Source organism: Daejeonella sp. (assembly GCF_030684675.1).
In the GTDB taxonomy this organism is placed as follows: domain Bacteria; phylum Bacteroidota; class Bacteroidia; order Sphingobacteriales; family Sphingobacteriaceae; genus Daejeonella.
The window spans coordinates 101,639-126,027 of the sequence record NZ_JAUXXZ010000050.1 but is presented as its reverse complement, the minus strand read 5'-3'; the positions used below and the strand labels follow the sequence as shown (position 1 = coordinate 126,027).

Annotated in this window: 20 protein-coding genes; 9 read left to right on the top strand and 11 right to left on the bottom strand. The window is 40.9% G+C overall.

The genetic code is table 11. From position 1 onward, the window contains the following. Positions 1-6 precede the first annotated feature (6 nt). A complete protein-coding gene (locus tag Q8M41_RS10775) occupies positions 7-198 on the top strand; it encodes a hypothetical protein (RefSeq protein WP_305365279.1) in 192 nt (63 codons plus the stop codon). After that, positions 186-1,103 (top strand): PLP-dependent cysteine synthase family protein, encoded by a 918-nt coding sequence (locus Q8M41_RS10770; protein WP_305365278.1) that lies wholly within the window; start codon positions 186-188, stop codon positions 1,101-1,103. The genes Q8M41_RS10775 and Q8M41_RS10770 overlap by 13 nt, the downstream gene beginning before the upstream one ends. Positions 1,104-1,295: 192 nt before the next feature. On the opposite strand, the gene galK is transcribed toward Q8M41_RS10770, so the two are convergent. Further along, positions 1,296-2,462, bottom strand: a complete 1,167-nt coding sequence (galK, locus tag Q8M41_RS10765) for a galactokinase (RefSeq protein ID WP_305365277.1) — start codon at positions 2,460-2,462, stop codon at positions 1,296-1,298. A 110-nt stretch (positions 2,463-2,572) separates the two neighbouring features. Between galK and Q8M41_RS10760 the strand changes: the two genes are divergently transcribed. Beyond that, positions 2,573-3,712, top strand: coding sequence for a TlpA disulfide reductase family protein (locus tag Q8M41_RS10760; protein ID WP_305365276.1), 1,140 nt, complete (start codon positions 2,573-2,575; stop codon positions 3,710-3,712). Between the two features lie 53 nt (positions 3,713-3,765). Here the strand turns inward: Q8M41_RS10760 and purD are convergent, their stop codons facing one another. Beyond that, on the bottom strand, positions 3,766-5,052 hold the full coding sequence (gene purD, locus Q8M41_RS10755; protein ID WP_305365275.1) for a phosphoribosylamine--glycine ligase: 1,287 nt from the start codon (positions 5,050-5,052) through the stop codon (positions 3,766-3,768). A gap of 582 nt (positions 5,053-5,634) precedes the next feature. Between purD and Q8M41_RS10750 the strand changes: the two genes are divergently transcribed. The 5 genes from Q8M41_RS10750 (at position 5,635) to Q8M41_RS10730 (ending at position 12,718) form a co-directional block, all read left to right on the top strand. After that, positions 5,635-6,417: a sugar phosphate isomerase/epimerase gene (locus Q8M41_RS10750; RefSeq protein ID WP_305365274.1), complete on the top strand. Its 783-nt coding sequence runs from the start codon at positions 5,635-5,637 to the stop codon at positions 6,415-6,417. Between the two features lie 41 nt (positions 6,418-6,458). Continuing rightward, the gene (locus tag Q8M41_RS10745; RefSeq protein WP_305365273.1) at positions 6,459-7,868 is read left to right on the top strand and encodes a Gfo/Idh/MocA family protein; all 1,410 of its coding nucleotides are present in this window, start codon (positions 6,459-6,461) and stop codon (positions 7,866-7,868) included. Positions 7,869-7,960: 92 nt separating this feature from the next. Further along, positions 7,961-9,112: an amidohydrolase family protein gene (locus Q8M41_RS10740; protein WP_305365272.1), complete on the top strand. Its 1,152-nt coding sequence runs from the start codon at positions 7,961-7,963 to the stop codon at positions 9,110-9,112. A gap of 63 nt (positions 9,113-9,175) precedes the next feature. Further along, on the top strand, positions 9,176-11,254 hold the full coding sequence (locus Q8M41_RS10735; RefSeq protein WP_305365271.1) for a S9 family peptidase: 2,079 nt from the start codon (positions 9,176-9,178) through the stop codon (positions 11,252-11,254). Positions 11,255-11,269: 15 nt separating this feature from the next. Next, entirely contained in the window at positions 11,270-12,718 is a 1,449-nt protein-coding gene (locus Q8M41_RS10730) for a Gfo/Idh/MocA family oxidoreductase (protein WP_305365270.1), read from the top strand. A 376-nt stretch (positions 12,719-13,094) separates the two neighbouring features. Here the strand turns inward: Q8M41_RS10730 and prfB are convergent. The 3 genes from prfB to Q8M41_RS10715 all read right to left on the bottom strand — a co-directional run bounded on the left by prfB (position 13,095) and on the right by Q8M41_RS10715 (position 16,958). Next, positions 13,095-14,172 (bottom strand): peptide chain release factor 2 gene (gene prfB / locus Q8M41_RS10725; protein ID WP_305365269.1). Its coding sequence is split into 2 segments (ribosomal slippage): positions 13,095-14,111 and positions 14,113-14,172, totalling 1,077 coding nucleotides; the frame shifts between segments, so codons are not numbered across the junction. Between the two features lie 64 nt (positions 14,173-14,236). Continuing rightward, positions 14,237-15,640 carry a pitrilysin family protein gene (locus Q8M41_RS10720; RefSeq protein WP_305365268.1) on the bottom strand — a complete coding sequence of 468 codons (1,404 nt, stop codon included), beginning with the start codon at positions 15,638-15,640 and terminating at the stop codon, positions 14,237-14,239. A gap of 4 nt (positions 15,641-15,644) precedes the next feature. Further along, positions 15,645-16,958: a pitrilysin family protein gene (locus Q8M41_RS10715; RefSeq protein WP_305365267.1), complete on the bottom strand. Its 1,314-nt coding sequence runs from the start codon at positions 16,956-16,958 to the stop codon at positions 15,645-15,647. A 101-nt stretch (positions 16,959-17,059) separates the two neighbouring features. On the opposite strand from Q8M41_RS10715, the gene pgi reads away from it, so the two are divergent. Beyond that, positions 17,060-18,706, top strand: a complete 1,647-nt coding sequence (gene pgi / locus Q8M41_RS10710; protein ID WP_305365266.1) for a glucose-6-phosphate isomerase — start codon at positions 17,060-17,062, stop codon at positions 18,704-18,706. Positions 18,707-18,884: 178 nt separating this feature from the next. Here the strand turns inward: pgi and Q8M41_RS10705 are convergent, their stop codons facing one another. The 6 genes from Q8M41_RS10705 to Q8M41_RS10680 form a co-directional block, all read right to left on the bottom strand. Next, positions 18,885-19,952, bottom strand: a complete 1,068-nt coding sequence (locus Q8M41_RS10705; protein WP_305365265.1) for a glutaminyl-peptide cyclotransferase — start codon at positions 19,950-19,952, stop codon at positions 18,885-18,887. 34 nt (positions 19,953-19,986) lie between these two features. Next, a complete protein-coding gene (locus Q8M41_RS10700; protein WP_305365264.1) occupies positions 19,987-20,346 on the bottom strand; it encodes a YraN family protein in 360 nt (119 codons plus the stop codon). Next, positions 20,346-22,271, bottom strand: coding sequence for a DNA primase (dnaG, locus tag Q8M41_RS10695; protein WP_305365263.1), 1,926 nt, complete (start codon positions 22,269-22,271; stop codon positions 20,346-20,348). The genes Q8M41_RS10700 and dnaG overlap by 1 nt, the downstream gene beginning before the upstream one ends. Positions 22,272-22,310: 39 nt before the next feature. Beyond that, a complete protein-coding gene (locus Q8M41_RS10690) occupies positions 22,311-22,871 on the bottom strand; it encodes a DUF3109 family protein (RefSeq protein ID WP_305365262.1) in 561 nt (186 codons plus the stop codon). Between the two features lie 5 nt (positions 22,872-22,876). Next, positions 22,877-23,650 carry a DUF3108 domain-containing protein gene (locus Q8M41_RS10685; RefSeq protein ID WP_305365261.1) on the bottom strand — a complete coding sequence of 258 codons (774 nt, stop codon included), beginning with the start codon at positions 23,648-23,650 and terminating at the stop codon, positions 22,877-22,879. Between the two features lie 119 nt (positions 23,651-23,769). Then, entirely contained in the window at positions 23,770-24,285 is a 516-nt protein-coding gene (locus Q8M41_RS10680) for a DUF2480 family protein (protein ID WP_305365260.1), read from the bottom strand. Between the last annotated feature and the right edge of the window lie 104 nt (positions 24,286-24,389).

Below are 24,389 nucleotides of genomic sequence, written 5' to 3'. Positions count from 1 at the left end.
GTCAGAATGAAAGATTCGCAGATCTATAAATCTAAAATAGTCCCAGAATCCAGGGCCAATTGGGAGAAATCATTTAAGGTTATGCATGAACGTGGTGATGACGAATTGCTGATTCGGGATTTATTTGAGGATGAAGATTTTGAAAAATGGACTTTTGATACCCAGTCCAATGAGTCAAATAAACCTTGGGCACCCTAAACCTAATCCATAACACCCCATTAATCTTCCTCGACAAGATCAGCGCCGATTTGCCCGGAAAGATCTATGCCAAGGCAGAGCATTTGCAGCCGGGCGGAAGTGTCAAAGACCGGGCGGCTTATCAGATTATTCTGGATGCTTATGAGAATGGCAGTTTGAAAAGAGGACAAACGGTCGTGGAAATGACCAGCGGGAATATGGGTGCCGGACTGGCTTTGGTTTGCAGGCAATTCGGCAATCCATTTGTAGCGGTGATGTCGGAAGGGAATAGTCCGGAACGTAGAAAAATCCTGAGCGCTTTTGGTGCAGAGCTTATACTGACCAAACAGGTCGATGGAAGCCCAGGAATGGTTACCGGTGCAGATATTGCCCTTGCAATAGAAGCAGCAAATGAAATTACTCAAAAGAGGAATGCATTTTATGCAGATCAGTTCAATAATCCATCCTGTATTAAGGCACATTTTAATCATACCGGACCGGAAATTCTCCGGGATTTGCCTGAAGCTGATGTGTTTATTGCATCTGTTGGTAGTGGTGGTACATTCATCGGGACTTCGAAGTACCTGAAATCGGTCAATCCGGGCATCAAATGCATTGCTGTAGAACCTGAAAGCGCAGCAATCCTGAAAACAGGGAAAGTCAATGATCCTAAACATATTATTCAGGGTACTGCTTACGGCTTGATCCCACCGCATTGGGATGAAGCATTGGCAGATGATTTTATTACAGTAAGTGATGAGGAAGTGATGGATATGAAAAAGAGATTATCCTCAGAGCAGGGTTTCTATGTGGGTTATTCAGCGGCTGCGAATGTAATTGCGGCGCAGAAGTATTTGTTGGCAAATGAAAAAACATTGAATATTGTCACTATACTTTGTGATTCGGGGTACAAATACTGCGATTAAATCGGTTATTCTATAATTCTGGATTGCAAATCCAGATTATCTGAGTATTCGACATGCCCTTCGGAACATGTCGAACAGCTGTTATTTTCATTGTCATTGCGAGGAGGCACGATGAAGCAATCTCCGCTGTTTAATTGGAGATTGCTTCGCTACACTCGCAATGACATTACACACTTATGATACACAACTGAGTCAGTTAATTCCCGTCCCGTCCTCGATTTCAACCTCATAAACCAACATTTCAGTTCCTGTTTCAGATAAGTAAGCATCAGTAACATTTTTTATAAGATCATTTGCTGCTTCTGCCTTTACCAGATTGATAGTACAACCACCAAAACCCCCGCCCATCATCCGTGCACCAATCACATCGGGATTGTCTTTGACCAGATCAACCAGCAGATCGAGTTCATCACAACTAACTTCATACAGATCTTTTAATCCGGCATGGGTCTCAAACATTCGTTTGCCAAAGCTGATCAGATCATCTTTTTTGAGGTCTTCACAACCATCTAAAAGTCGCTTGATCTCTGAAACGACATAGCTGCATCTGCGATAGACAGTTTCATCAACAGGCTTCACATAGGTATCGAGCATTTCCTGGCTGGCATCCCGCAGGCTCTTCACTTCCGAATGTAATTCCTGTATGAGTTTTACTCCTTTTTCGCATTGTTCACGGCGCTGATTGTAAGCTGAATCAGCCAGTGAATGTTTTACCCTCGTATCAAACAACAATATTTTGATGTCTTTGGCATGGAATGGCACATAAACAGATTCCAAACTCCGGCAATCCAGGCGGATAAGATGCTCTTTTTTTCCAAAAACACTCGCAAACTGATCCATGATGCCACACTTTACCCCAACAAATTCATTTTCTGCTGCTTGTCCGATTCTCACCAAATCCATTTTTTCATAATCAAGTCCGAAGTGTTCATTCAAGGCATAGGCCGTCGCACATTCCAAAGCTGCAGAAGATGATAGTCCGGCACCGGGAGGGATATCCCCGCCAAATACAAGATTAAAGCCATGTTTTAAGGAATGTTTTTTTTGAATCTGTTCAACTACCCCAAGAATATAGTCGGGCCATAATTTGCCTGATGGAGCTATATCATAAATGCTGCCGCGGTAATCGTCATTGTAATCAAGCGAGTACAGTCTAATCCCATCGTCCTCCCGTTTCTGGATCCCCAGCCAGATTGCCTTATTGATCGCAGCAGGCAATACGAAACCCATATTATAATCGAGGTGCTCACCGATCAGGTTTATCCTTCCCGGCGAACGGATAATCAGTGCTTCCTGCCCAAATAGTTCTTTGAATTTATTTCGGATGCTTTTGGGATAATCTGTGATTGGGTCATTCATTTTTTATCTTTCTTAATTCAATAGACGCTTTACGTTCAGTTCACACCCAATAATAAAGGAAATTATCATTTAATAAGTACTAATTTTGCAGGATTAACGTTTTTTAGCACATGAGATTTTTCAAACACATCATATTTTTTTCAATACTTTTTGTTTGTCCGCTGATCAGTTCTGCCCAGCAAGCGTCCTATTCTATTAACGGTACGGTCTCTAACCCGGAGATTAAAAGCCTGTATTTTACAGAAAGTTCTTTTTTCAGTAATGTAAAGCCGAAGGTTCAAAAAGTGGATGTTCTGGAAGGCAAATTTAGCATTAAAGGGAATTTCACAGAGCCTGTTCCCGTTTTTCTTTCAATAGAACAGGATTTTAAAAAGGATCTGGCTACGACGAAACAGTTCATTCTTGATTATGGTAATATCTCTGTTCAGATTAATGGTGGACTTAATGATGCGCTTATTAGCGGTTCAAAAGCTCAGGATGATATGCAGCGCTTAAGTTCAGGGCAGGCACCTTATTTCGAAAAGTTAAACCAAATTGGAAAAGATGCTGAACTAAAATCACAATCGGGGATTTCTCCTGATTCCATTGCTGCTCTGTATCGGATTCCATTCAGGGATGTTAACCGGGAGCTGCTTGAATTTCAACGGTCCTTTGTAAAGGAAAATCCTACAGCTTTTGCATCTCTATTGCTGATCCCGAGTATTGCCGGCAGCAAATTTAATTTCTTTGAAGCCGATAGCCTGCTGAGTGGTCTCAGTTCAGCAATACAAAGCAGTTCAACTGCCAAACTGGTAAATGATTATATCGATTCGGAAAAGAAAACCTCCATTGGTGCCATTGCTCCTGATTTTGCATTGTCCGATACTTCAGGCAAAGCAATTCCGCTGTCCTCTTTAAAAGGCAAATATGTTCTTCTTGATTTCTGGGCTGCCTGGTGCGGGCCCTGCCGTCAGGAAAACCCGAATGTTGTGAATGCGTACAAGCAGTTTAAGGATAAAGGATTTACTGTTTTTGGAGTTTCGCTCGACAGGGATAAAAAGAGCTGGATTGCTGCAATCCGGGAAGATAATCTGAACTGGCAGCATGTTTCTGACCTGAAATACTGGGGAAGTGAAGCTGCAGCATTGTACAAAGTCGGCAGTATTCCAAGGAACTTCCTGCTTGACCCGAAAGGAAAAATCATTGGTCGCGACCTTCGCGGACCTGATCTCTTGGATAAATTAAATGAATTATTTCTTTTAAAGAAATAAAATTTCTATTTGGTTAATTTATCCAAAAATTATAAAGATTAGGGAGAACAAATCTACAGCAAATCGGCACCGATATCAGGACGATAATATCTGCCATCAAAATAGATCCTTCCTGCATCAGCAGTTGCGTTCTGAACTGCATCAAACAAATTATCCTGAAGCGAGGTGATTGCGATTACTCTGCCACCATTGGACTTTACGACGCCATTTTCGAGTTCTGTTCCGGCATGAAAGGCAACGGAATTTCTCAGGTTTTCTATTCCTGAAAGTGCTTTTCCTTTTAGGTATTCTCCCGGATACCCTCCCGAAACGATCATTACCGTTGCAGCAAATTGCGGGGAGATTTTAAGTTTTTTCTCAGAAAGATTTTCATCAGCCACACCCATGAACAACTCGATGAGATCGCTTTCAATTCTCGGAATTACGCTTTCAGTTTCGGGATCGCCCATCCGTACATTGTACTCAATCACAAAAGGCTCTTTTCCATCTGCCGAACTTGCAGCCATCAGGCCAATGAATATAAATCCTTTATAAGGGATATTGTCCTTTTTTAAGCCCTCAATGGTTGGAATGATGACCCGCTCTTCCACCTTACGCATAAATTTTTCATCAGCAAAAGGTACAGGCGAAACCGAACCCATGCCGCCGGTATTTAGTCCGGTATCACCTTCACCAATTCGTTTATAATCCTTGGCTTCAGGCAGAATTTTATATGATTTACCATCCGTTAAAACAAAAACAGACAGCTCGATTCCTGTTAAAAATTCTTCAATAACCACTGTGCTGCTGGCTTCCCCGAATTTTGCATCGGCAAGCATAGCTTTTAATTCATTTTTTGCATCTTCCAGAGTCTCACAAATCAGTACCCCTTTACCGGCAGCTAATCCATCCGCTTTTAACACGATCGGAAGCTTCTGAGTTTCAAGATATTTTAATCCATCTTTAAGGCTGGCTTTGGTGAATGATTTAAATGCTGCAGTCGGAATGCCATGTTTAATCATGAACTGCTTCGAAAAATCCTTGCTGCCCTCTAGTTGAGCACCCTCTTTCTGCGGACCGATAACCGGGATATGCGATAAATCACTGCGTTCGAGAAAAAAATCATGAATTCCTTTTACCAATGGCTCTTCAGGGCCCACCACCAGCATCTCAATATTGTATTTCAGAACAAAAGCAGCTATACCTTCAAAATCTGTTAGTTTCAGGTTAATATTCTTACCATAGGCAGATGTTCCCGCATTTCCGGGTGCGATATAAAGTTGCGATAAATGCCGGCTTTCTGCCATTTTGGAAGCGAAAGCACATTCGCGTCCACCCGAACCAAGTAAGAGGATATTCATGCTGTAAAGATAGGCCGAATTAGCAATTGAACAAATTTGTTAAGCGGCAAATGATAATTGCAATTAAAATATTTGGATATATTAAATCGAAGAAATTTTTTCCTTAGATGGTTTTTTGTAAGTCAAATTAATTTTTGACTTTATGATTTTAGAGATAATTTATTACTAATTTGTTTTAGCAATTAAAAGTATAATTTCTTTTTCAAAATGTTTCAATCGCAATTCCCTATTCCTGAATCCCACTATAATAAGTATTTATATTATTGAGATAATCAATAGGTCTGCTGAACGGTTCAGTGGCACTTATTATTTCAATAATAATTTTGAATAGCTTGATTAAAATAAATGCGAATTGATTTTTATTAATAAGCTCGCATTAATACCGGGCGGGATATTAATTTTTAGGGTAAAAGCACAAATTATGTTCATAGGAAATTTAAGATTAAGCAAACTATGGTGAATAAAAATTTATCCCGGCGTATTTTTATACAGAAAAGCATAGCTGCAGGTGTCACCTTGGCCGCAATGAACCAATTGTCGGCCTGTTCCAAGTATTTGCATTCCAATTCTAAAAATTTATTGATGAAACCCGGATTAGTCACCTACCTCTGGGGGAAAGATTGGGATTTACCAACCTTGATTGCAAATTGTGCCAGGACTGGTTTACTTGGTGTAGAGCTTCGCACCCAGCATGCTCATGGGGTTGAATCAAACCTTAATGCGATGCAGCGGGCAGAAGTTAAAAAGAGGTTTTCTGACAGTCCTGTAACTTGTTTAGGCTATGGTTCTAACTACGAATATCATAGTCCTGATCAAAAAATACTCCGGCAAAATATTGAAAATACAAAGGAATATATAAAGCTATGTCAGGATATTGGTGCAACGGGTTTAAAAGTTAAGCCCAATGGCTTGCCGGCTCAGATATCCCCAGAAAAAACCATCGCCCAAATTGCTGCTTCGCTAAATGAAGTTGGAAAGTATGCACAGGATTTTGGACAATTAATTAGAGTAGAAGCTCATGGCCCCCTCACTGAATTATTGCCCAATATGAAAGCAATTTTTGATCAGGTAACTGAACCAAATGTTAAAATTTGTTGGAATTGTAATCCACCTGATGTGTCGGGAGCTGGTCTTGTAGAGAATTTTAATATGGTTAAAAAGTGGTTTGGGGATACAGTTCATATCCATGAATTGAATAGGAATGATTACCCTTATCAGGAAATTTTTAATCTTTTTGCAGGTATAAATTACAAAGGTTGGTTATTGTTGGAAGGAAGTTCCACAAATCCTGAAGATAAAATATCCGCAATGTATGAACACCTGGAATCTTTCAATAAGTTAAAAGCGAATATTAAAAAGAGCTAGGTACAGAAATGTACTGCTTTGAGGGACGAAAATAGATCATTATGACAATTAGAAGAGAATTTATAAAAAAGAGTCTGGTGGGTGGTAGTGCAATTGCTGTTGGTGGTATGGGATTTAGCGCCAAATCTTATGCATCTATCCTCGGAGCGAATGACCGCATTAACATTGGAGTTATTGGAATACGTAACCAGGGTTCACTTCATATCAATAGCTGGTGTGGTATGAAAAATAGCCATAATGTTATTGTTAAAACTATTTGTGATGCTGATGAATTGCTTTTCCCATCACGCTCTAAAATGGTTTTTGATCAAACCGGGATTAAACCTAAAGAAGAATGGGATATGAGGAAGGTATTTGATGACAAAGAGATTGATGCCGTATCGATTGTAATACCAAATCATTGGCATGCCCTGGCTACTATTTGGGCCTGTCAGGCAGGAAAGCATGTTTATGTTGAAAAACCTGCTTCTCATAATATATGGGAGGGGCGAAAGATGATTGAGGTTGCCCGAAAGACAAACCTGAGAGTGCAGGTAGGATTAAATAACCGCTCGACCAATACAATAAGGGAAGCAATAAAATTTTTGCATGAGGGTGGAATTGGGGAGCTTTACATGGCACGTGCTTTATGCTATAAAGCACGTGATTCCTTTGGGATGGCAAAGGATAGTGTTCCTCCTTCTTCATTTCATTACAACGAGTGGCTTGGCCCCGCTCCCTATAGGCCTTATAATGTAAAGAAAAGCCATTACAATTGGCATTGGTATTGGGATACTGGGAATGGGGATACCGGCAACACCGGTCCGCACCAACTGGATATTGCCCGATGGGGTTTAAATAAACATGAACATCCCGTATCGATATATTCTACAGGAGGTATTTATGGCTTTAATAAAGACGAACGCGAACCTGATAAGCGGACTCCAGGAAAATTGGTATATGGTGGAGTAGAGACTTATGGCCATGACAAGACATTCCAGGAAACACCTAACACACAGACATGCTCTTTCAAATATAGTGATGGAACTATGCTTGAGTTCGAAACCCGTGGACGTTATACCAATCATGAGGGAAGCAAGGGGCAAGAGGTTGGAAACCTGTTTTATGGTACTGAAGGTTGGCTTGAAATCAGTGGCGATTCCTGGAAGGCTTTCCGTAGAAGGGAAAGAGAACCTTTTGCCGGGTCAAAAGACGATGGAGTTAAACAAACAAGTGATCACTTTACAAATTTTATTGATGCAATTCGTGCTGAAAAAAATGAAGTTCTTCACTGCGATATAAATGAAGGTTTCTACTCTTCTTGTCTGCCATTATTGGGTAATATATCTTATCGCGTTGGACGTGAAATAAGGCTTATGAATGAGCATGAAAAATTTATAAATGATCCGGAAGCAGATGCGTACTTAAAAAGGGTATATAGAAAACCATTCGTTGTTCCTGATATCGTTTGATATTGCAAGCTTTGGCCCTCGTGTTACCAATTGCCAGGATTGTGAGTAAATTAAGATCATTAAAGCTAAATGGCATAAGCCTGCCTTAATAAATGATGAAAAAATTAATAGTATTTGAATTCCCCGGCCTGCTTGTTCTCTTGCTTTTAATACAGTCATGTACGAATGTCAATAGTCCAAAATCTGAAAGCAGAGATTCAATTCCTGAATATTATACTGCCGAAGATTTTCAGTCCGTACGCAAGATTGATGCCCATATGCATATCCAAAATTATGCAGATACAGTTTTTATAGAACAGGCTGAAGAAGATAATTTTCGCTTCCTGAATTTGAATGTATTTAAGTCGGGAGGTAAACCTATTGAAGAGCAACAGAAATTTTCAGCAGAGATGGTACAGGCATTTCCGGGCCGGAATGCCTGGGTCACCACTTTTTCACTCGATAACTTCAATAACAAGGGATGGCAGGAGGAAGTGATAGGCTACATAAAACAATCAGTCGAAAATGGAGCAGTTGGGGTGAAAGTATGGAAGAACATTGGGTTCTTTCTGAAGGATGAAAAAGGTCAGCTGGTTATGATAGACCATCCCCGTTTTGATCCTATACTTGATTACCTGGCGAAGAACCATATCCCATTAATAGGACATCTCGGCGAACACAGAAACTCATGGTTACCTTTGGAAAAGATGACGGTAAATGGAAACCGGGACTATGCCCGTGCCCATCCTGAAGAACATATGTATTTACATCCTGAACGGCCATCTTACGAAGATTATATAAATGCAAGAGACCGGATGCTTGAAAAACATCCCGATCTGGTATTTATAGGAGCACATTTGGGAAGTTTGGAGTGGAGTGTCGAGGAACTGGCAAAGCGCCTGGATAAATTTCCCAATATGAGTGTGGATATGGCAGAGCGGGTTTCGCATTTACAATATCAGGCATTGACGGAATGGCAAAAGGTGCATGATTTTTTTATAAAATATCAGGACAGACTTGTTTATGGTACCGATTTGAGAAGTTCTGCAATGGATATAGTTAATAAGGGGATAAAAGATCCGGCAGGAATAAAAAGGCATGCTCATGAGGTTTGGATGCGCCACTGGAAGTTTTTTACGAGCGACCAAAAGATGCGTGTTCCTAAAGTTGAAGGTGAATTCAGGGGACTAAAGCTGCCACGGGAGGTTGTAGATAAAATATACCGGACAAATGCTGAAAAGTTGTTTCCGGTGTTTGTGAAATAGCAGGATAGCTCCGATTGACTGGACTAAAATATTTAAATACAAGATCTAAGAATCCAAATTGAAATGAAAAAACTGATATTGCTTTTTTTAATATTCTCAATCGGGCATGTCTATGCTATTTCTGCCAGCCTCCCTGACTCCAAAAAAATTTATGGAAGTATTAATCCAGTTAGCGATAGCTTGCCTGATGTTTTTGCCAAAAACCATGCTGATTTCCTTGAAAGTAAGTTGAGGAATGAGGCTATTATTAAGTTTGGAACACATCAGTTACCCGATAATCCGGAGGATTGGGTTAAATATCGGACCAATCTAAGGAAAACGATCATTCAGAAAACAGGGCTTATTGTAAATCACAACCTCCCTTTAGACATAAAGGAAACCGGTTCAATACAGATGAAAGGGTACCGGATTAAGAATATTGCGTTTCAAACCCGCCCCGGAGTTTATGCAACCGCTAATTTGTTCATACCTGATGGCAAAGGTCCGTTCCCGGCTGTGATTACGATGCCCGGTCATTGGAGGAAAGCCAAATTTGATCCGGAAGGTCCGCAGCAATTAGGCCATAGTCTGGCACTTGAGGGCTATGTATGTCTGAGTATTGATCCATGGGGTTCGGGTGAAAGAACAACAGTCCATGGTGCATTTGACTACCATGGAACAAGTCTGGGGGCCTCACTTTTAAATGTCGGCGAATCTTTGGCAGGCTTTCAGATTTCGGATAATATCAGGGGAGTGGATTTGCTCAGCTCATTGCCCTATGTCGACCCTAAAAATATCGGTGCTACAGGTGCAAGTGGTGGCGGGAATCAAACCATGTGGTTAGCTGCGATGGATGAACGCATAAAAGCGGCTGTTCCGGTGGTTAGTGTCGGAACGTTTGAATCGTACGTGATGAGGTCCAACTGTATCTGTGAATTATTACCTGACGGATTGACTTTCACTGAAGAAGCAGGAATTATAGCGCTTGTTGCACCCCGGGCGATTATGATGTGCAATCACAAACAGGATTCTGCACCTGCTTTTTTACCATTTGAAATGCAGCGCACGGTTAGTAATGCACTTCCGGTTTTTAAAATGTTAGGAGTAGAGAAGAACATCACTTATCAGGTATTTGATAAAACCCATGGTTATTGGCCCGAGAACCGGGAAGCGATGCTGGGATGGTTTGATCTATACCTCAAAGGTATTGGAACAGGTATGTCTAAAAAAGAATCAGCTTTCGAGCTGTTGCCTGAAGAAAAACTACTCGTTTACCCAATAGGCAAGCGTGATCCGGGAGTACAAACAACCGCAGAGTTTTGTGAGAAACGTGGAAAGGAATTAAGAACTGCCTTTCTCAACACAAGTAATTTGAATGCCCTTGAAAAACAAAAAGAACTTCGAACTATTTTGAGGATAAATGAGCAGTCAGAACTTAAAAAAGTACACCAGTTTGAAAGGCTTGGGGGCTGGGACCGATTTGCATTAGAAACTTCTGATACTAAACTGATTCCAATCTTACACCTGGCGCCTGCTGACCCAAAACTGGGATACATGATCATCAGCAATACCTCAGGGAAAAAGGGAATTTCAGCCGAATTGATCAGTGAATTAAAGAAAAAGGGGCAGGGAATAGTGATTGCCGAGCTATCCGGTACAGGGGAGAGCACTTCCACTAAGGAGATTGCAAATAATAAGAGCATGGTTCTGCACACCTTGTCGCGTTCTGAATTATGGCTTGGTAGAACCATTTTGGGAGAATGGGTAAAGGAGCTGAATGTTGTAACTGACTTCCTTAAGTCAAATTATAAGGCTCAAAAGCTGAGTATAGATGGGAATAAGGAAGCCGGACTCGCGGCTCTATTCCTTGCCGCTACGGGAGGGAATGTGGATGATATCATTATGCGGGATGCACCACTAAGCTACCAGTTTGATAGTGGTGGATCCCTTGATTTCTTCAGTATGGCAATCCACCTTCCGGGATTTCTGAACTGGGGAGATGTCTCACTGGCCGCCGGACTTAGCGGGAAACAGATTAGAATTGTAAATCCAGTAAGCATGTCGGGGCAAAAGATAAGTGGTAGCAATCTTAACGAATACCGGATGGAGTTTGCAAAAATGCGCGCAAAGCTCAAAAAGCAGGGTGAAACAGTATTTAACTAAAACACAGCATTTATTATGAAAAACAATCGCAGGGATTTTTTAAAGCTTACAGGCATGGCTGGGCTTAGTGTAGCCGGCACTGGTGTATTGAATGGTATTGCATCAGAACCTGAAAATAATGGCAAAACGGCACCTGAACAGGCAGCTCGCATCCAGCACTTTAATATGTCGGGCTATGCCGCACCTAAGCTTGATGTTGTCCGGATTGGTTTTATTGGACTGGGAAACAGAGGTCCGGCGCATCTTGGCCAGGTAAGCATCCTGGAAGGGGTTGATATAAAGGCATTGTGTGATCTGCGTCAGGACAGGTTAGACTCAGCGAAAAAGAGGATTGAAAAGACCGGCTTCAAACCCGACACTTATACCGGCAAAGAGGACTGGAAAAAGGTTTGTGAACGTAAAGATATCGACCTGATTTTTATTGCTACTCCATGGGAACTACATACTCCCATGGCTGTTTATGCAATGAATCAGGGCAAACATGTTTGTATTGAAGTTCCTGCCGCAAAAACGGTTGAAGAGTGCTGGCAATTGGTTGAAACATCCGAAAGAACCAAAATGCATTGCATGATGATGGAGAATGCCTGTTATGGTTTTTATGAACTTTTGATGTTAAACCTGGCTCGTGAAGGATTTTTCGGAGAAATTATTCACGGAGAAGGTGCTTATATTCATCATTTGCTCTATGGACATTTTTCAAAAGATAAATATTATGATCAATGGCGTTTGAAAGAAAATATCGGCAGAAATGGTAATCTGTATCCTACTCATGGCCTGGGTCCTATTGCTCAGGTAATGAATATCAACAGAGGAGATAAATTCGAATACCTGGTCTCAGTCTCAGGGAATGATTTTATGATGAATGACCTGGCTAAAAAGATGGCAGAGAAAGATGCTTTTTATAAGCAATATGTCGATAAGCCTTTCAGGGGCAGCATGAATACCACCACTATACGCACTAATATGGGTCGCACAATTATGCTGCAGCATGATGTCACTTCACCGCGCCCTAAATCTGACGGATTGGTAATAAGCGGAACTAAAGCTACGGCGATTCAGTTTCCTGTTGAAAAAATTTCTGTCGCGAGGGAAGCTACTCCTGAAACCTGGAGAGGATCTGATGCTCAAACCTGGATTACTGATGATGAATTCAAGGCCTTACAAAAGAAGTATGAGCCTAATATTGTTAAGAAGCTGGGTGAAATTGCAAAGCAGGTTGGAGCCCATGGGGGCGGGGATTTTTTAATGGATTGGCGTACAATTGATTGTCTTCGGAATGGTCTTCCGCTTGATCAGGATGTATATGATGCGGCATTATGGAGCGCAATCGGACCTTTGACCGAATGGTCGGTTGCCAATCAAATGACTGTTAAGATTCCTGATTTCACTGCCGGTTCCTGGAAAACGAACAAGCCAATGGATATTGCGATTGCGAATGGTGGAAATACCAAAGTGATCAGGTAGTTTTTATTAATAACCTGAATTCGACAGAAGGAAGGGTAAAATAACACGGTTATAAGTGGTCAGATAAGGCTCTGGAGCCATGTTAATTTATTTTGGAAAGCAATCCTGTGTGTTATAGGCTGGTTCAGCCCTTTCCTCCGGAGTTATCCGGCATGATATCTATTAAACCTGACGCGAAAAACTACAGCAGAACACGGGACTGGAAGAACCGAAGAATCACAGACCTTGCTTTCTAAAACGAAAGAAAATCAGTCAATCTAATTAGTCCGGCAAGATTAAATTAATATGATATTATCAGAACTAAAATCCTTGATACGTTTTAGTCTACTCTATTAAATATCTGTCTTGGTTCTTGGCTCTTGATACTTAGCTCATCTTAAAATTCCATCAAATACGCCTTCAAAAATTCATCCAGGTCTCCGTCAAGAACTGCCTGTGCATTGGAAGTTTCATAATTTGTACGAAGATCCTTCACCAGTTTATAAGGGTGCAGCACATAATTTCTGATCTGTGATCCCCATTCAATCTTTTTCTTATTCCCTTCGATCGTAGCAGAAGCTTCCTGACGTTTACGCATTTCAGCCTCATAAAGCTGAGACTTCAGTAAGCGAATCGCATTCTCTTTATTTTGAAGCTGTGATCTTGATTCCTGATTCTTGATAATAATGCCCGAAGGTTTATGATATAACCTAACCGCAGTTTCCACCTTGTTCACATTCTGTCCGCCGGCACCACCAGAACGGAAAGTTTCAAATTCAATATCAGCAGGATTCACATAGATCTCGATTGTATCATCAACCAAGGGATAAACATAAACCGAGGCAAATGAAGTATGACGCTTGGCATTTGAATCAAATGGAGAAATTCTTACCAGACGGTGAACACCGTTCTCCCCCTTGAGGTAACCATAGGCAAAATTACCTTCAAACTGAATGGTAACCGTTTTAATTCCTGCAACATCACCTTCCTGAATATCCTGTTCTGAAACTTTAAATCCATGCTTCTCTCCCCACATTACATACATCCTTAGCAACATCGAAGCCCAGTCGCAACTTTCAGTCCCCCCCGCTCCTGCAGTAATCTGCATCACTGCATTTAACTGATCCTCCTCAGAACTGAGCATATTTTTGAACTCAAGCTCTTCAACCCTTTTTAAGGTAATTTCATATTGTTCTTTGAGTTCAGCCTCCGTCGCATCTCCAGATTGAAAGAAATCATGCATAACAGCAGCATCCTCCACAGAAGCTTCAGCGGCTTGAAATTCATCAGTCCATTTTTTCTTGGAATTAATAGAATGCAATGATTTTTCGGCCTCTTTGGGATCATCCCAGAAATCGGGCCTGAGGGCTATATCCTGTTCGTTCTTTAGATCATCTAACTTCTTGTCGATGTCAAAGATGCCTCCTCAGAGACGTTATTCTGTCTCTTAAATCCGTAATATTTTCTTTGGTCATGATGCAAAAATATAAAAATTAAGTAATAAAGGCTGACAGCGTTAAAAACCCTGTCAGCCTTATATTAAAAACCGTCTGCTTTTATTTGCTTCTCAGTCACAGGTCCATACTTCGCCGCAATACCTTTGATATCTTCCGATTTTCCAATCAGTACAAATTGTAAATTATCTCTTGGAAAATACTTATTGATTATCTCCTTTGATTTTGCGACGGTAAGTCCATCGACATTAGCCTGGAAATTATTTATGAACGATTCATCAAATCCATACCAGAACATTTGGGTAAGCAAACCCGCCAGCTGACTTGCAGTTTCATATTTGGGTGGGAACTGACCTTTGACATAGTTTTTGGCTGAAGTCAGGGTTTTCTCATCAATTCCCTTTTTATGAAGGCTATCAAGTACCTGCAATGCTTTATCAAGAGTAGGCTGAGTCGTTTTAGTAGCTGTAAAAGTCGAAATTGAGAATGTTCCAGAATTCTTTAGAGGGCTAAATCCACTTCTAGCTCCATAAGTTAGTCCCGAATTTACGCGAAGCTCATCATTTAACCAGGATGTGAAGCGACCTCCAAAAACTGTATTAACAACATCAATCGCTACAAAATCTGGATTATCCCGACGAATACCCAATCCACCAATAAAAAGGGTGGTCTCACGAGCATCTTCCTTATTTACAAGCAGTACCCGGGAAGATTGTATTGCTTTCACTGGCAAAGCCGCAAGAGCCTTCTGTGTAAGTGCAGACTTCTTCCAGCCTCCATACAAATTTCTAAGACGGGTTTTCATTTCCTGTGAATTGAAATCACCTACAATTGCAATTGCAGACCCCTGCGGACCATAATTAGATTTGTAGAAATTTCTCAAATCTTCGATGATGAATTTTCCAACCGTAACAGGACTTCCGCCAACCGGATTGGCATAGACATGATCCCCGAAAATGAATTTATCCCAGTAGGCATTTATCACATTTCTCGGACTAAGTTTTGCCTGATCCAAACCTGAAAGAACACGTTTCCGTTCCTTTTCAAACTCTTCCTGATCAAAGACTGGGTCAACCAGCACCTCCTTTAAAATTGGAAGAACCTTATCCGCATCTTTCGCTGCAAATTTTGAAGAAAGTCCGGCAGATTCTTTGTTTGCATAGGTATTCAGACTTGCGCCAATAAAATCCAGCTCCTCTTCAATTTTAGTCTTACTATAGCTCTTTGTTCCATATTGTAAACCCGCAGCAGTTAAACTTGCTAATCCTGATTTGGCTCCATCATATATCGCTCCTGCAGGAATGATAGCCGATAAGCTGATCACAGGCACTTCATGCTGCTCCATTAAGTATATGCTTAAACCATTGGGCAAAGAAAATTTCTCATATGCCGGCACTTTAAAAGCTGCCGGTGTATTCTGGGCAAATGCGGAACTGCTTAACATCAAAACAGTAAGGACAAGGCTGGTATATCTTTTTAAGTTCTTCATATCTTTATTCCTCCACATTAGCTTTTAAAATCCCGACCGTGCGGTTTGACTTTTTGAAATACTCATTCGCCACACGCTTTACATCCTCAATACTAACCTTCGAAAACTCTGCCGGTGCATCAAACATCTTGCGGTAGTCGCCAAAGAATAGCTCATACGTGCCGATATTATTTGATTTGCCGTTAATGGTCTCTAGCTGTGAGTAAAATTCCATCAGCTTCTGGTTCTTTATCTTTTGTAGTTCCTGGTCGGTAATTCCATCCTTTTTGATCTTCTCTATTTCAGAGTAAACAGCACTTTCAATATCCGATTCCTTTACATCTTTTGCTGCTAAAGCATAGATCATAAACAGATTCGGATCAAAGCTTTCACTGAAATCAGTACCAACCATAGAAGCCAGTTGTTTTTTATCGACCAGCTCTGAATGCAAACGCGACGAATTTCCGCTTGAAAGCACCGAACTTAGTATACTCAAGGGATAAAAATCCTTGCTTTTTGCTTCCGGTGTATGGTATCCAATCATTAAATGAGGGCTTGGTACCTCTTTTTGAGTATAAACCCTTCGCTCACCTGTTTGAGGCGGTTCAACCAGATTCACAGGTTTTGGAGGATTACTTGCAGGAATCGGAGCCATATATTTTTCAGCCAAACGCTTTACTTCAGCCACTTTTACATTCCCGGAAACTACCACCACACAATTATTTGGTGCATAATAGGTTTTGAAATATTTCTCGAGATCTTCCTTAGTCCAGTTTTTGATATCAGTTTCATAACCTATAACTGTCCAGTGATAGGAATGTTCCTGAAAAGCTGTCGCATAAACTGCATCATTCAGCATATTCCAGGGTGAGTTTTCAAGAGCAGTACTGCGCTCAGACAAAACAACACCACGTTCGCTTTCAATCATTTTCAGATCTATACTGAGGCTGGAAATACGGTCGGATTCGAGATCAAAAATGGTTTCCATAGCGCTTACCGGAAACCAATCTGTGTAAACAGTAAGATTTTGGGTCGTATAAGCATTGTTGGCACCCCCATTAAACTCCATGGTCTGATCGAACATCTTGGGCCCGAATTTTTTTGAACCATTGAACATCATATGCTCAAAGAAGTGTGATAATCCGGTAATCCCCGGATATTCATTCCTTGATCCTACCTTATAAAAAAGGTACATATTGGCATTTGGAATAGAACTATCCTCAAGTACCAGAAATTTCATGCCGTTATTTAATGTAAATGTCTTTACATCGTCGGCCTTAGTCTGTGCAGACAGGGGAATCCAGCAGCCCAGAAGCAGAATACTTAGTAATCTTTTCATTAATTTATATTGGTCAGGTTGGAAATTAGTTCAAATTAATAGATATAAAATCTAATTTTACTATACTAGAATGATTTTTCTTTATTCAATTAACCAATCCTATGCTTCCAAGAATAGATTTCTGCTCCACAGATGCTTACAAGGCACTTTTAAAACATTTTGAGCAGATAAAAAAAGAGAGCCTCCGGGATCTTTTTAAGGATCCAAAACGATTCGAACAGTTTTCGATCAGCTTTGGTGATATTTTGCTCGATTATTCTAAAAACCGCATTAATTCCCAAACTCATGATTTATTGCTGCAATTGGCTGAAGAGTGTGGGCTAAAAGATGCGATCAAGCAGCAGTTTAGGGGAGAAATAATCAACGAAACAGAAGGCAGGGCAGTGCTTCATACCGCTTTGCGCAATCCCGACAGGACAGGCTTCATACTTGATGGGAAAGATATTTTACCGGATATCCACAAGGTATTGGATAAAATGGAGCAGTTTTCCGATCAGGTTATTTCAGGAACATGGAAAGGATATAGTGGCAAATCTATTACAGATATTGTTAATATAGGCATTGGGGGTTCTGATTTGGGTCCGGTGATGGTTACTGAAGCTTTAAAAGCCTACAGCAATCATCTTAAACTTCATTTTGTATCCAATGTTGATGGTTCACATATCGCCGAAACACTCAAAAATCTTGATCCCGAGACCACGCTTTTCATGATCGCTTCCAAAACCTTCACTACCCAGGAAACGATGGCTAATGCTTATTCGGCACGCGACTGGTTTTTAAAGAGCGGAGGAAATGAGAAGGACGTCGCAAAACATTTTGTAGCAATTTCTACAAATGAAGCGGGGGTAGCGAAATTTGGGATAGATACGACCAATATGTTTGAATTCTGGGATTGGGTTGGAGGGCGTTATTCGCTTTGGAGTGCTATCGGTCTAAGTATTGCCTGCGGAATAGGATTTAAAAATTTTAAAGAATTACTTGCCGGAGCGCATGATGCTGATAATCATTTTCGGAATAGTGATTTCAGAGAGAATATACCGGTTACTCTTGCATTGCTGGGGATCTGGTACACCAATTTTTTTGGTGCCGAAAGTCAGGCGATCCTTCCATACGATCAATATATGCACCGCTTTGCTGCCTACTTCCAGCAGGGTGATATGGAGAGCAATGGTAAATCAAACGACCGAAATGGTAATCCGGTAAATTATCAAACCGGACCGGTAATCTGGGGAGAGCCTGGCACCAATGGTCAACATGCATTCTATCAGCTTATCCATCAGGGGACAAAACTGATACCCTGCGACTTTATAGCACCGGCGCAAAGCCATAATCCAATTGCCAACCATCATCAATTATTGCTCTCCAATTTCTTTGCTCAAACAGAAGCATTAATGAACGGTAAGAGCAGGGAGGAAGTTGAAGAAGAATTAAAGGCTGCCGGAAAGAATGCGAATGAAATTGAGGAATTGGCCCCATTCAAGGTATTTGAAGGGAACAGGCCAACCAACTCAATTCTGATTAAGAAAATAACTCCTTATACTTTAGGTTCGCTTATCGCGATTTACGAACATAAAATATTTGTTCAGGGCATCATCTGGAATATTTTCAGTTATGATCAGTGGGGTGTTGAGCTTGGGAAGCAACTGGCCGGGCGCATACTTCCAGAGTTGGAGGATGATGAGCCCATAACTGGGCATGATGCTTCAACTAATGGGCTGATTAATCAGTATAAGGTTTGGAGGAAGTAAGCTGAAAGGGGAAAGAAAGCTGAAAGAGGAAAGCTGAAAGGGGAAAGCTTTATGCGTTTTGCAACCTGTCATCCTGAACGAAGTGAAGGAAATCGTGCTAATGAGTCAAAATTCGATCTAAAATCACTGAGTTCCCTCAGCTGCTGAAGGGCAGCTTTCGGGATGACACGTTTTCCATTTAAAATTGCAACTGCCCCAGTTTTATCTGGAATAACTTATCCCATTTCTTACCGGTAACAAATAAACGTTTTCCTTTGCTGTCCCAGGCAATGCCATTCAAAACAAAACCATCGAAATCTTTCATTGGCCTGACTGAATCAGCATACAATTCGCTAAGATCTACCTCAGCAGTAACCTGTCCATTAGCCGGATCGATAACCACAATCCGGTTAGAATTATAAATATTTGCATAGATACGGCCATCAATAAATTCCAACTCATTCAGTTCTCTAACAGGTCCGTTCTGATCATAAACCTCAATAGAACCTCCCTGCATGTAGGTGTCCTTATTCAGGATGTAAATGGTATTGCTACCATCGCTGCTATAGATCACTTTTCCGTCATTGCATAAGCCCCAGCCCTCGCGCTGATACTGGTTTGGAAATTCACGAAGCAGTTTCAGGGAATTGAGATCATATTCCAGACTGACATTATTCTGATAAGTAAGCATCAGGATTTTATCACCCACAATGGTAATTCCTTCGGCAAAAAGCTCATCCCGAACCTTTGTCATTTGCAGTACTTTACCAGTGGCAGGGTCAGTTTTTCGTAAACTGGATTCGCCCGCAAGTCCATCACTCTCATATAAATAGCCACCATGGAATTCCAGTCCCTGGGTATAGGAACTGGTGTCGTGCTTAAACACCTTCTCAACTACATATCCGAATTTCTGAGGAACCAGCGTAGATTTCACAACGATATTGGTACTGATTTCCTCCGGCTCTGAATGGCCCCTGTAGATCTTTGCGGTTATGGCTTTTATCCCTAATTGCAGATCTCCAGTTGGTACAGCAACCGATTTTTCATCTGCAGCCTTTTTTAGCTTTACTCCATCAGCAAAATAGACGACAGAATCGGCCTTCTCATTCAACTTAAGTTCCAGGTTTACCGAATCCCCAAGATTTACAGAAGTTCCGGCCTCGGGCATTACCCAGGCAGAAGATTCAGCACTTTGCTTCCCCTCATTCGAGCAATGTGTGAAAAATAAAATACTGCAGGCTGAGAGGCAAATTAATTTAAATCGCATGGTTCTATTTTATTAAAGAGTATCCTCCTGAATCTCATGGCCAGAATGCATCTTCTGTATGCCTGATTACCGGATCCCCAAATTTATTAAACAGGATCGAAATTATATCAAAACGCACTTCATTCTGATGATTCATCAGATGAATATATTCCCCGGCCGCCATAGCCAGAAGTTTCTGTTTAGCCTTACTCACAAAATCTTCGGGCTCAGCAAATCTATTATTCTCCCTGGTTTTTACTTCTACAAAAACAATAATCGGGTTTTTGTAAGCAATCAGATCAATTTCTGCTTTCCTGAATCTCCAGTTCTCATCCAGTATTTCATAACCCTGTTCCTCAAGATACTTTTTTGCAAGCAATTCACCCTGGTTCCCAAAGACATTATGCAGGGCCATTACTTCAGGATAACAGAACCCAGAAACATTGAAATGCCTTTCTCTACCTCTTTCACCTGCATGTATCTGCGCATCAGAATAGCCTGATTATCAGCATCCGGCTCAGCCTGTATTTCATCCCGTATTTTTCTGAGGATCCGGTCGACCTTACGCTTCTTTAAATGAAAAATACCTCCCAGAATGGTCGACCTAAGATTTTCACTTTCGTTTCTGACGTAGATCTTTCTTCGCGCATACCAGTTTTCACTCAGGATATAGGGCGATGAAACCATAGCTATTGCTAAATCTGCTATCTGATGGTCGGAGTTCTTAATAAAATCCTGCTCTGAAGGAAGTTCCCCATTCTCAAGCTGCTTTTTGTATTCCTCAATGATTTGGATGCAAAGCGGATGCTCAAATGTAACATCGGCCAGATTGGAAATGATGTAAGGGGCAATATAGGTATCCGTAATATCATCCCAGTGCACCAGCTCGTGCCCGTAGTTCAGAAGCAGGCGAACAATCTCTTTCTCCTGCGCCTCATCTGTATCTATTAGTCCCCTGATGTCTGAAATATCCTCAGTACTAATAGTTGTATCTGAAATTTCAACTGGTGGAGTATATATTTCTTTCTTAGCTTTTGCTGATCTTGTAATTTTATTTAGTTCGTGAATAAGCGCACGCTCTTCAATTTGAAGAAGAGAACTACATTCACGTATAAAGTTTGATTTCTTAATCTCATCAGATATTTTGGCTATACTCTCCACAACCTCCCGGATTATTCCTGCTCTCTTGATTGGATCATTTCCGGCATCCTTTAAAAGAATACTGGTTTTAAAAAGTATAAAATCCTTTTTATTCCCTTCGATATGAGATTTAAATGCTGCGCTTCCAAACTTCTGTACATAAGAATCGGGGTCATCCCCATTGGGAAAAAGGACGATTTTTACATTCAGCCCCTCTTCCAGGATCATATCTAAACCCCTTAATGATGCCTTGATTCCCGCCTCATCACCATCGTAAAGTATAGTGATGTTCTTGGTAAACCGGCCAATCATTCTGATCTGCTCGATCGTTAATGAAGTACCTGAAGAAGCAACTACATTCTCAATCCCTGCCTGATGCACCGAAAGCACATCGGCATAACCCTCAACCAGATAGCAATTATCTTCATCGCGCATGGATTTCTTCGCAAAGAATAATCCGTAGAGTACGTTCGATTTATGATAGATATCGCTTTCGGGAGAGTTAACATATTTCGGAACGGCCTTATCGGTTTTTAGAGTTCTTCCCCCAAAACCAATGACCCTTCCTGTAAAACTATGTATAGGGAACATCACTCTACCACGGAATCGGTCATAGAATTTTTCATTCTCCTTGCGGATAGTGAGGCCGGTTTCTTCGAGAAATTGAATATTATAGCCTTCTGTAAGGGCATTTTGGGTCAATGCATCCCATACATCGGGAGAGTATCCCAATTCAAATTTTTTAATGATATCATCCCTGAAACCACGCTCCTTAAAATAACTGAGTCCGATACTTTTGCCTTCATCAGTCTCAAGCATCTGCTGCTGAAAAAACTTCGCAGCCCAGGCAGAAACAATGTACAAACTTTCCCGCCGGTCGTTTACCGCCTGCTCTTCAGGGGTGTTTTCAACCTCCGCAATTTCAATGCTATATTTATTGGCCAGATAACGAAGTGCCTCAGGGTAAGTTGCTTTCTCATGCTCCATAATGAAACGGACAGAATCGCCACCCTTACCACATCCAAAACACTTGAAAATCCCCTTCCCAACAGAAACATGAAAAGAAGGGGTCTTCTCATTATGAAAGGGACAAAGGCCGATCATACTGGTCCCACGTCGTTTTAAAGACACAAAATCACCTACAACTTCCTCAATACGGGATGTTTCAATAATCTTGTCGACGGTATCCTTTGGAATCAATTTTTTAGTACTGGAATTTAAAAATAGTGAAAGTATTTATCATTTACTCACCTTAGCTTCAAGCTCCGCGTACCATTCGGCACCATACTTACGAATTAGAGGCTCTTTCAAAAATTGATGAACTGATACTTTCAATTCCTTCCCAAAGGCACAGGCAGCACTGCAGATACTCCATCGGTCATAATGAAGTACATCAAATTCGGGGTAGTTTGTAATTCGAATAGGATATAAATGGCAGGAGATTGGTTTCTTCCAGGCTATTTTACCATCTTCCCAGGCCTTTTCAATAGCGCATTTGCTAATCCCATTCTCCATGATCACATAAGCACATTCTTTATTGGTATCTACACAGGGGGTTGTATAATCTCCCTCAAAATCTTTCACATAAGTTCCAAATTCTTCAATAACAGCAATTCCCTTTTCTGTCATATAGGGCTTAACCAAAGGGTAGATCTCATCCAGTACTGCCAACTCATCCCGCTCTAATGGAGCTCCTGAATCTCCTTCAATACAACAGATTCCCTTGCATTTATTAAGATTACAAACAAAATTTTCATTGACTACATCCTCATGAACCAATGTGTTCTGTACTTCGATCATATATATTATTTAACAAAACCCAGGGGATACTTTAATCCCTCCGCTGTCATAAGTTCGAGGGTCACTGAACCTACAAGAATCTCAACATGCGCTTTTACAGGAATACGGTTTGCATCATCTGTTATCCAAAGGTATAATTTACTATCCTTTCTGAAAATTCTACCGGGCTGTATCGATGGACTAAATTTGATACAATTAAATGTGCCCAGAGTGGTTTTTATACGTTCTCTGCCTACAAACTGTACCTCCAGTTTACTTATTCCATCACCCAAAAAATAATCCATACTGAACTTATCTCCCTGCTTTAATTTTGAAATATCCAGACTTCTTGCAAAGAAATAAGCAGAAACAACATCAAATGTTTGACCATTGCCCCTAAAAGTGCCTTTATTCGATACTACTTTCTTCTCCTCCTGATAAAATCGCGCCTTATCACTGCGACGATAATTCGCTTCACGAATATTCTCTGTATACAAATACGGACTTAAACTTTCCTTATCAACATAGGAATCGTAACGATTCCTCACTTTATAAAAAACATTAAAAGATCCGGCGGTACGGCCTTCTGCAAGCAAATGAAAAACAGGACGATTATCAAATTTAACATCAGTATCCAATACTTTAATTGAAGCTTCTGCAGCAGTAATAAACCCATAACGAAGTCTGTAACTTAAATACTCTCCAGCTTTAAATACAGGCTCCTTAACGTTTTGCAATCCCTGAGAAAATGCTGCTGAGCCCGAAATGAGAAGAAGAAATAATATAATTTTTTTAATCATTTGGTCTTTACTGCAAAAAGTGAACCATCCGGGTCAAGCCCGGGATGACAACCGGATCGGGTCCGGGGGTGACGGCCCTTAATCAAGTCTGGGACTGTCATTCCGGGCTTGACCCGGAATCAGGATTTGCGCTTAAAAATGGGCACGGTGGAACAAGGTTCACCATACATAATGCTTTTAGCTATTTCTGTCAGTTTTACTGTTAGTTCAATATAGGCTGAATTGGGAATGTGAATCTCACCACAGCCTTTGATCACTACACGCTGATCCCGATACTTTTCAAAGTCTAATTGGTTTAATTTACGGTCGAAAAGAATGGTTTCGAGTACTTCAAGGTCACCAAATACCACTGTTTCTGCAAAGGGCGACATCTTATTTGCTAGCAGCATATAGGCCCAGGTTGGGACTATAGCATCAGCTGAACAACCGATGGCGATATGCTTACCTGAATAAGATTCCCAGTTATGTTCCTTAATGAACTCTCTGAAATCCTTTTCCCTGAGCATTAAGCCATGAAAAAGGTTATCCTTAATATCATAGAATATACGCTCGCCAGCCGGATACAATTCGGCCAGGTCAAAGCTTAAGAGCCCGCTCTCAGCAACCCGATTAATTATGTTTTCCTGAACTTCCATCTTCTCTCCTGATTATTGAACAGCAAAATCCGGAATAATCCCAGCTGGCTGCAAAAAAAAAATCCGGAAGTGAATGAACACTTCCGGATACAAAGTTAATGAAA

What these genes read in the sequence shown, in the direction of transcription:
- Q8M41_RS10775 (WP_305365279.1), top strand. Translation starts at nt 7, where the DNA reads ATGAAAGATTCGCAGATCTATAAATCTAAAATAGTCCCAGAATCCAGG.
- galK (WP_305365277.1), bottom strand. Translation starts at nt 2,462, where the DNA reads ATGAATGACCCAATCACAGATTATCCCAAAAGCATCCGAAATAAATTC.
- Q8M41_RS10760 (WP_305365276.1), top strand. Translation starts at nt 2,573, where the DNA reads ATGAGATTTTTCAAACACATCATATTTTTTTCAATACTTTTTGTTTGT.
- purD (WP_305365275.1), bottom strand. Translation starts at nt 5,052, where the DNA reads ATGAATATCCTCTTACTTGGTTCGGGTGGACGCGAATGTGCTTTCGCT.
- Q8M41_RS10750 (WP_305365274.1), top strand. Translation starts at nt 5,635, where the DNA reads ATGAAACCCGGATTAGTCACCTACCTCTGGGGGAAAGATTGGGATTTA.
- Q8M41_RS10745 (WP_305365273.1), top strand. Translation starts at nt 6,459, where the DNA reads ATGACAATTAGAAGAGAATTTATAAAAAAGAGTCTGGTGGGTGGTAGT.
- Q8M41_RS10740 (WP_305365272.1), top strand. Translation starts at nt 7,961, where the DNA reads ATGATGAAAAAATTAATAGTATTTGAATTCCCCGGCCTGCTTGTTCTC.
- Q8M41_RS10735 (WP_305365271.1), top strand. Translation starts at nt 9,176, where the DNA reads ATGAAAAAACTGATATTGCTTTTTTTAATATTCTCAATCGGGCATGTC.
- Q8M41_RS10730 (WP_305365270.1), top strand. Translation starts at nt 11,270, where the DNA reads ATGAAAAACAATCGCAGGGATTTTTTAAAGCTTACAGGCATGGCTGGG.
- Q8M41_RS10720 (WP_305365268.1), bottom strand. Translation starts at nt 15,640, where the DNA reads ATGAAGAACTTAAAAAGATATACCAGCCTTGTCCTTACTGTTTTGATG.
- Q8M41_RS10715 (WP_305365267.1), bottom strand. Translation starts at nt 16,958, where the DNA reads ATGAAAAGATTACTAAGTATTCTGCTTCTGGGCTGCTGGATTCCCCTG.
- pgi (WP_305365266.1), top strand. Translation starts at nt 17,060, where the DNA reads ATGCTTCCAAGAATAGATTTCTGCTCCACAGATGCTTACAAGGCACTT.
- Q8M41_RS10705 (WP_305365265.1), bottom strand. Translation starts at nt 19,952, where the DNA reads ATGCGATTTAAATTAATTTGCCTCTCAGCCTGCAGTATTTTATTTTTC.
- Q8M41_RS10700 (WP_305365264.1), bottom strand. Translation starts at nt 20,346, where the DNA reads ATGGCCCTGCATAATGTCTTTGGGAACCAGGGTGAATTGCTTGCAAAA.
- Q8M41_RS10690 (WP_305365262.1), bottom strand. Translation starts at nt 22,871, where the DNA reads ATGATCGAAGTACAGAACACATTGGTTCATGAGGATGTAGTCAATGAA.
- Q8M41_RS10685 (WP_305365261.1), bottom strand. Translation starts at nt 23,650, where the DNA reads ATGATTAAAAAAATTATATTATTTCTTCTTCTCATTTCGGGCTCAGCA.
- Q8M41_RS10680 (WP_305365260.1), bottom strand. Translation starts at nt 24,285, where the DNA reads ATGGAAGTTCAGGAAAACATAATTAATCGGGTTGCTGAGAGCGGGCTC.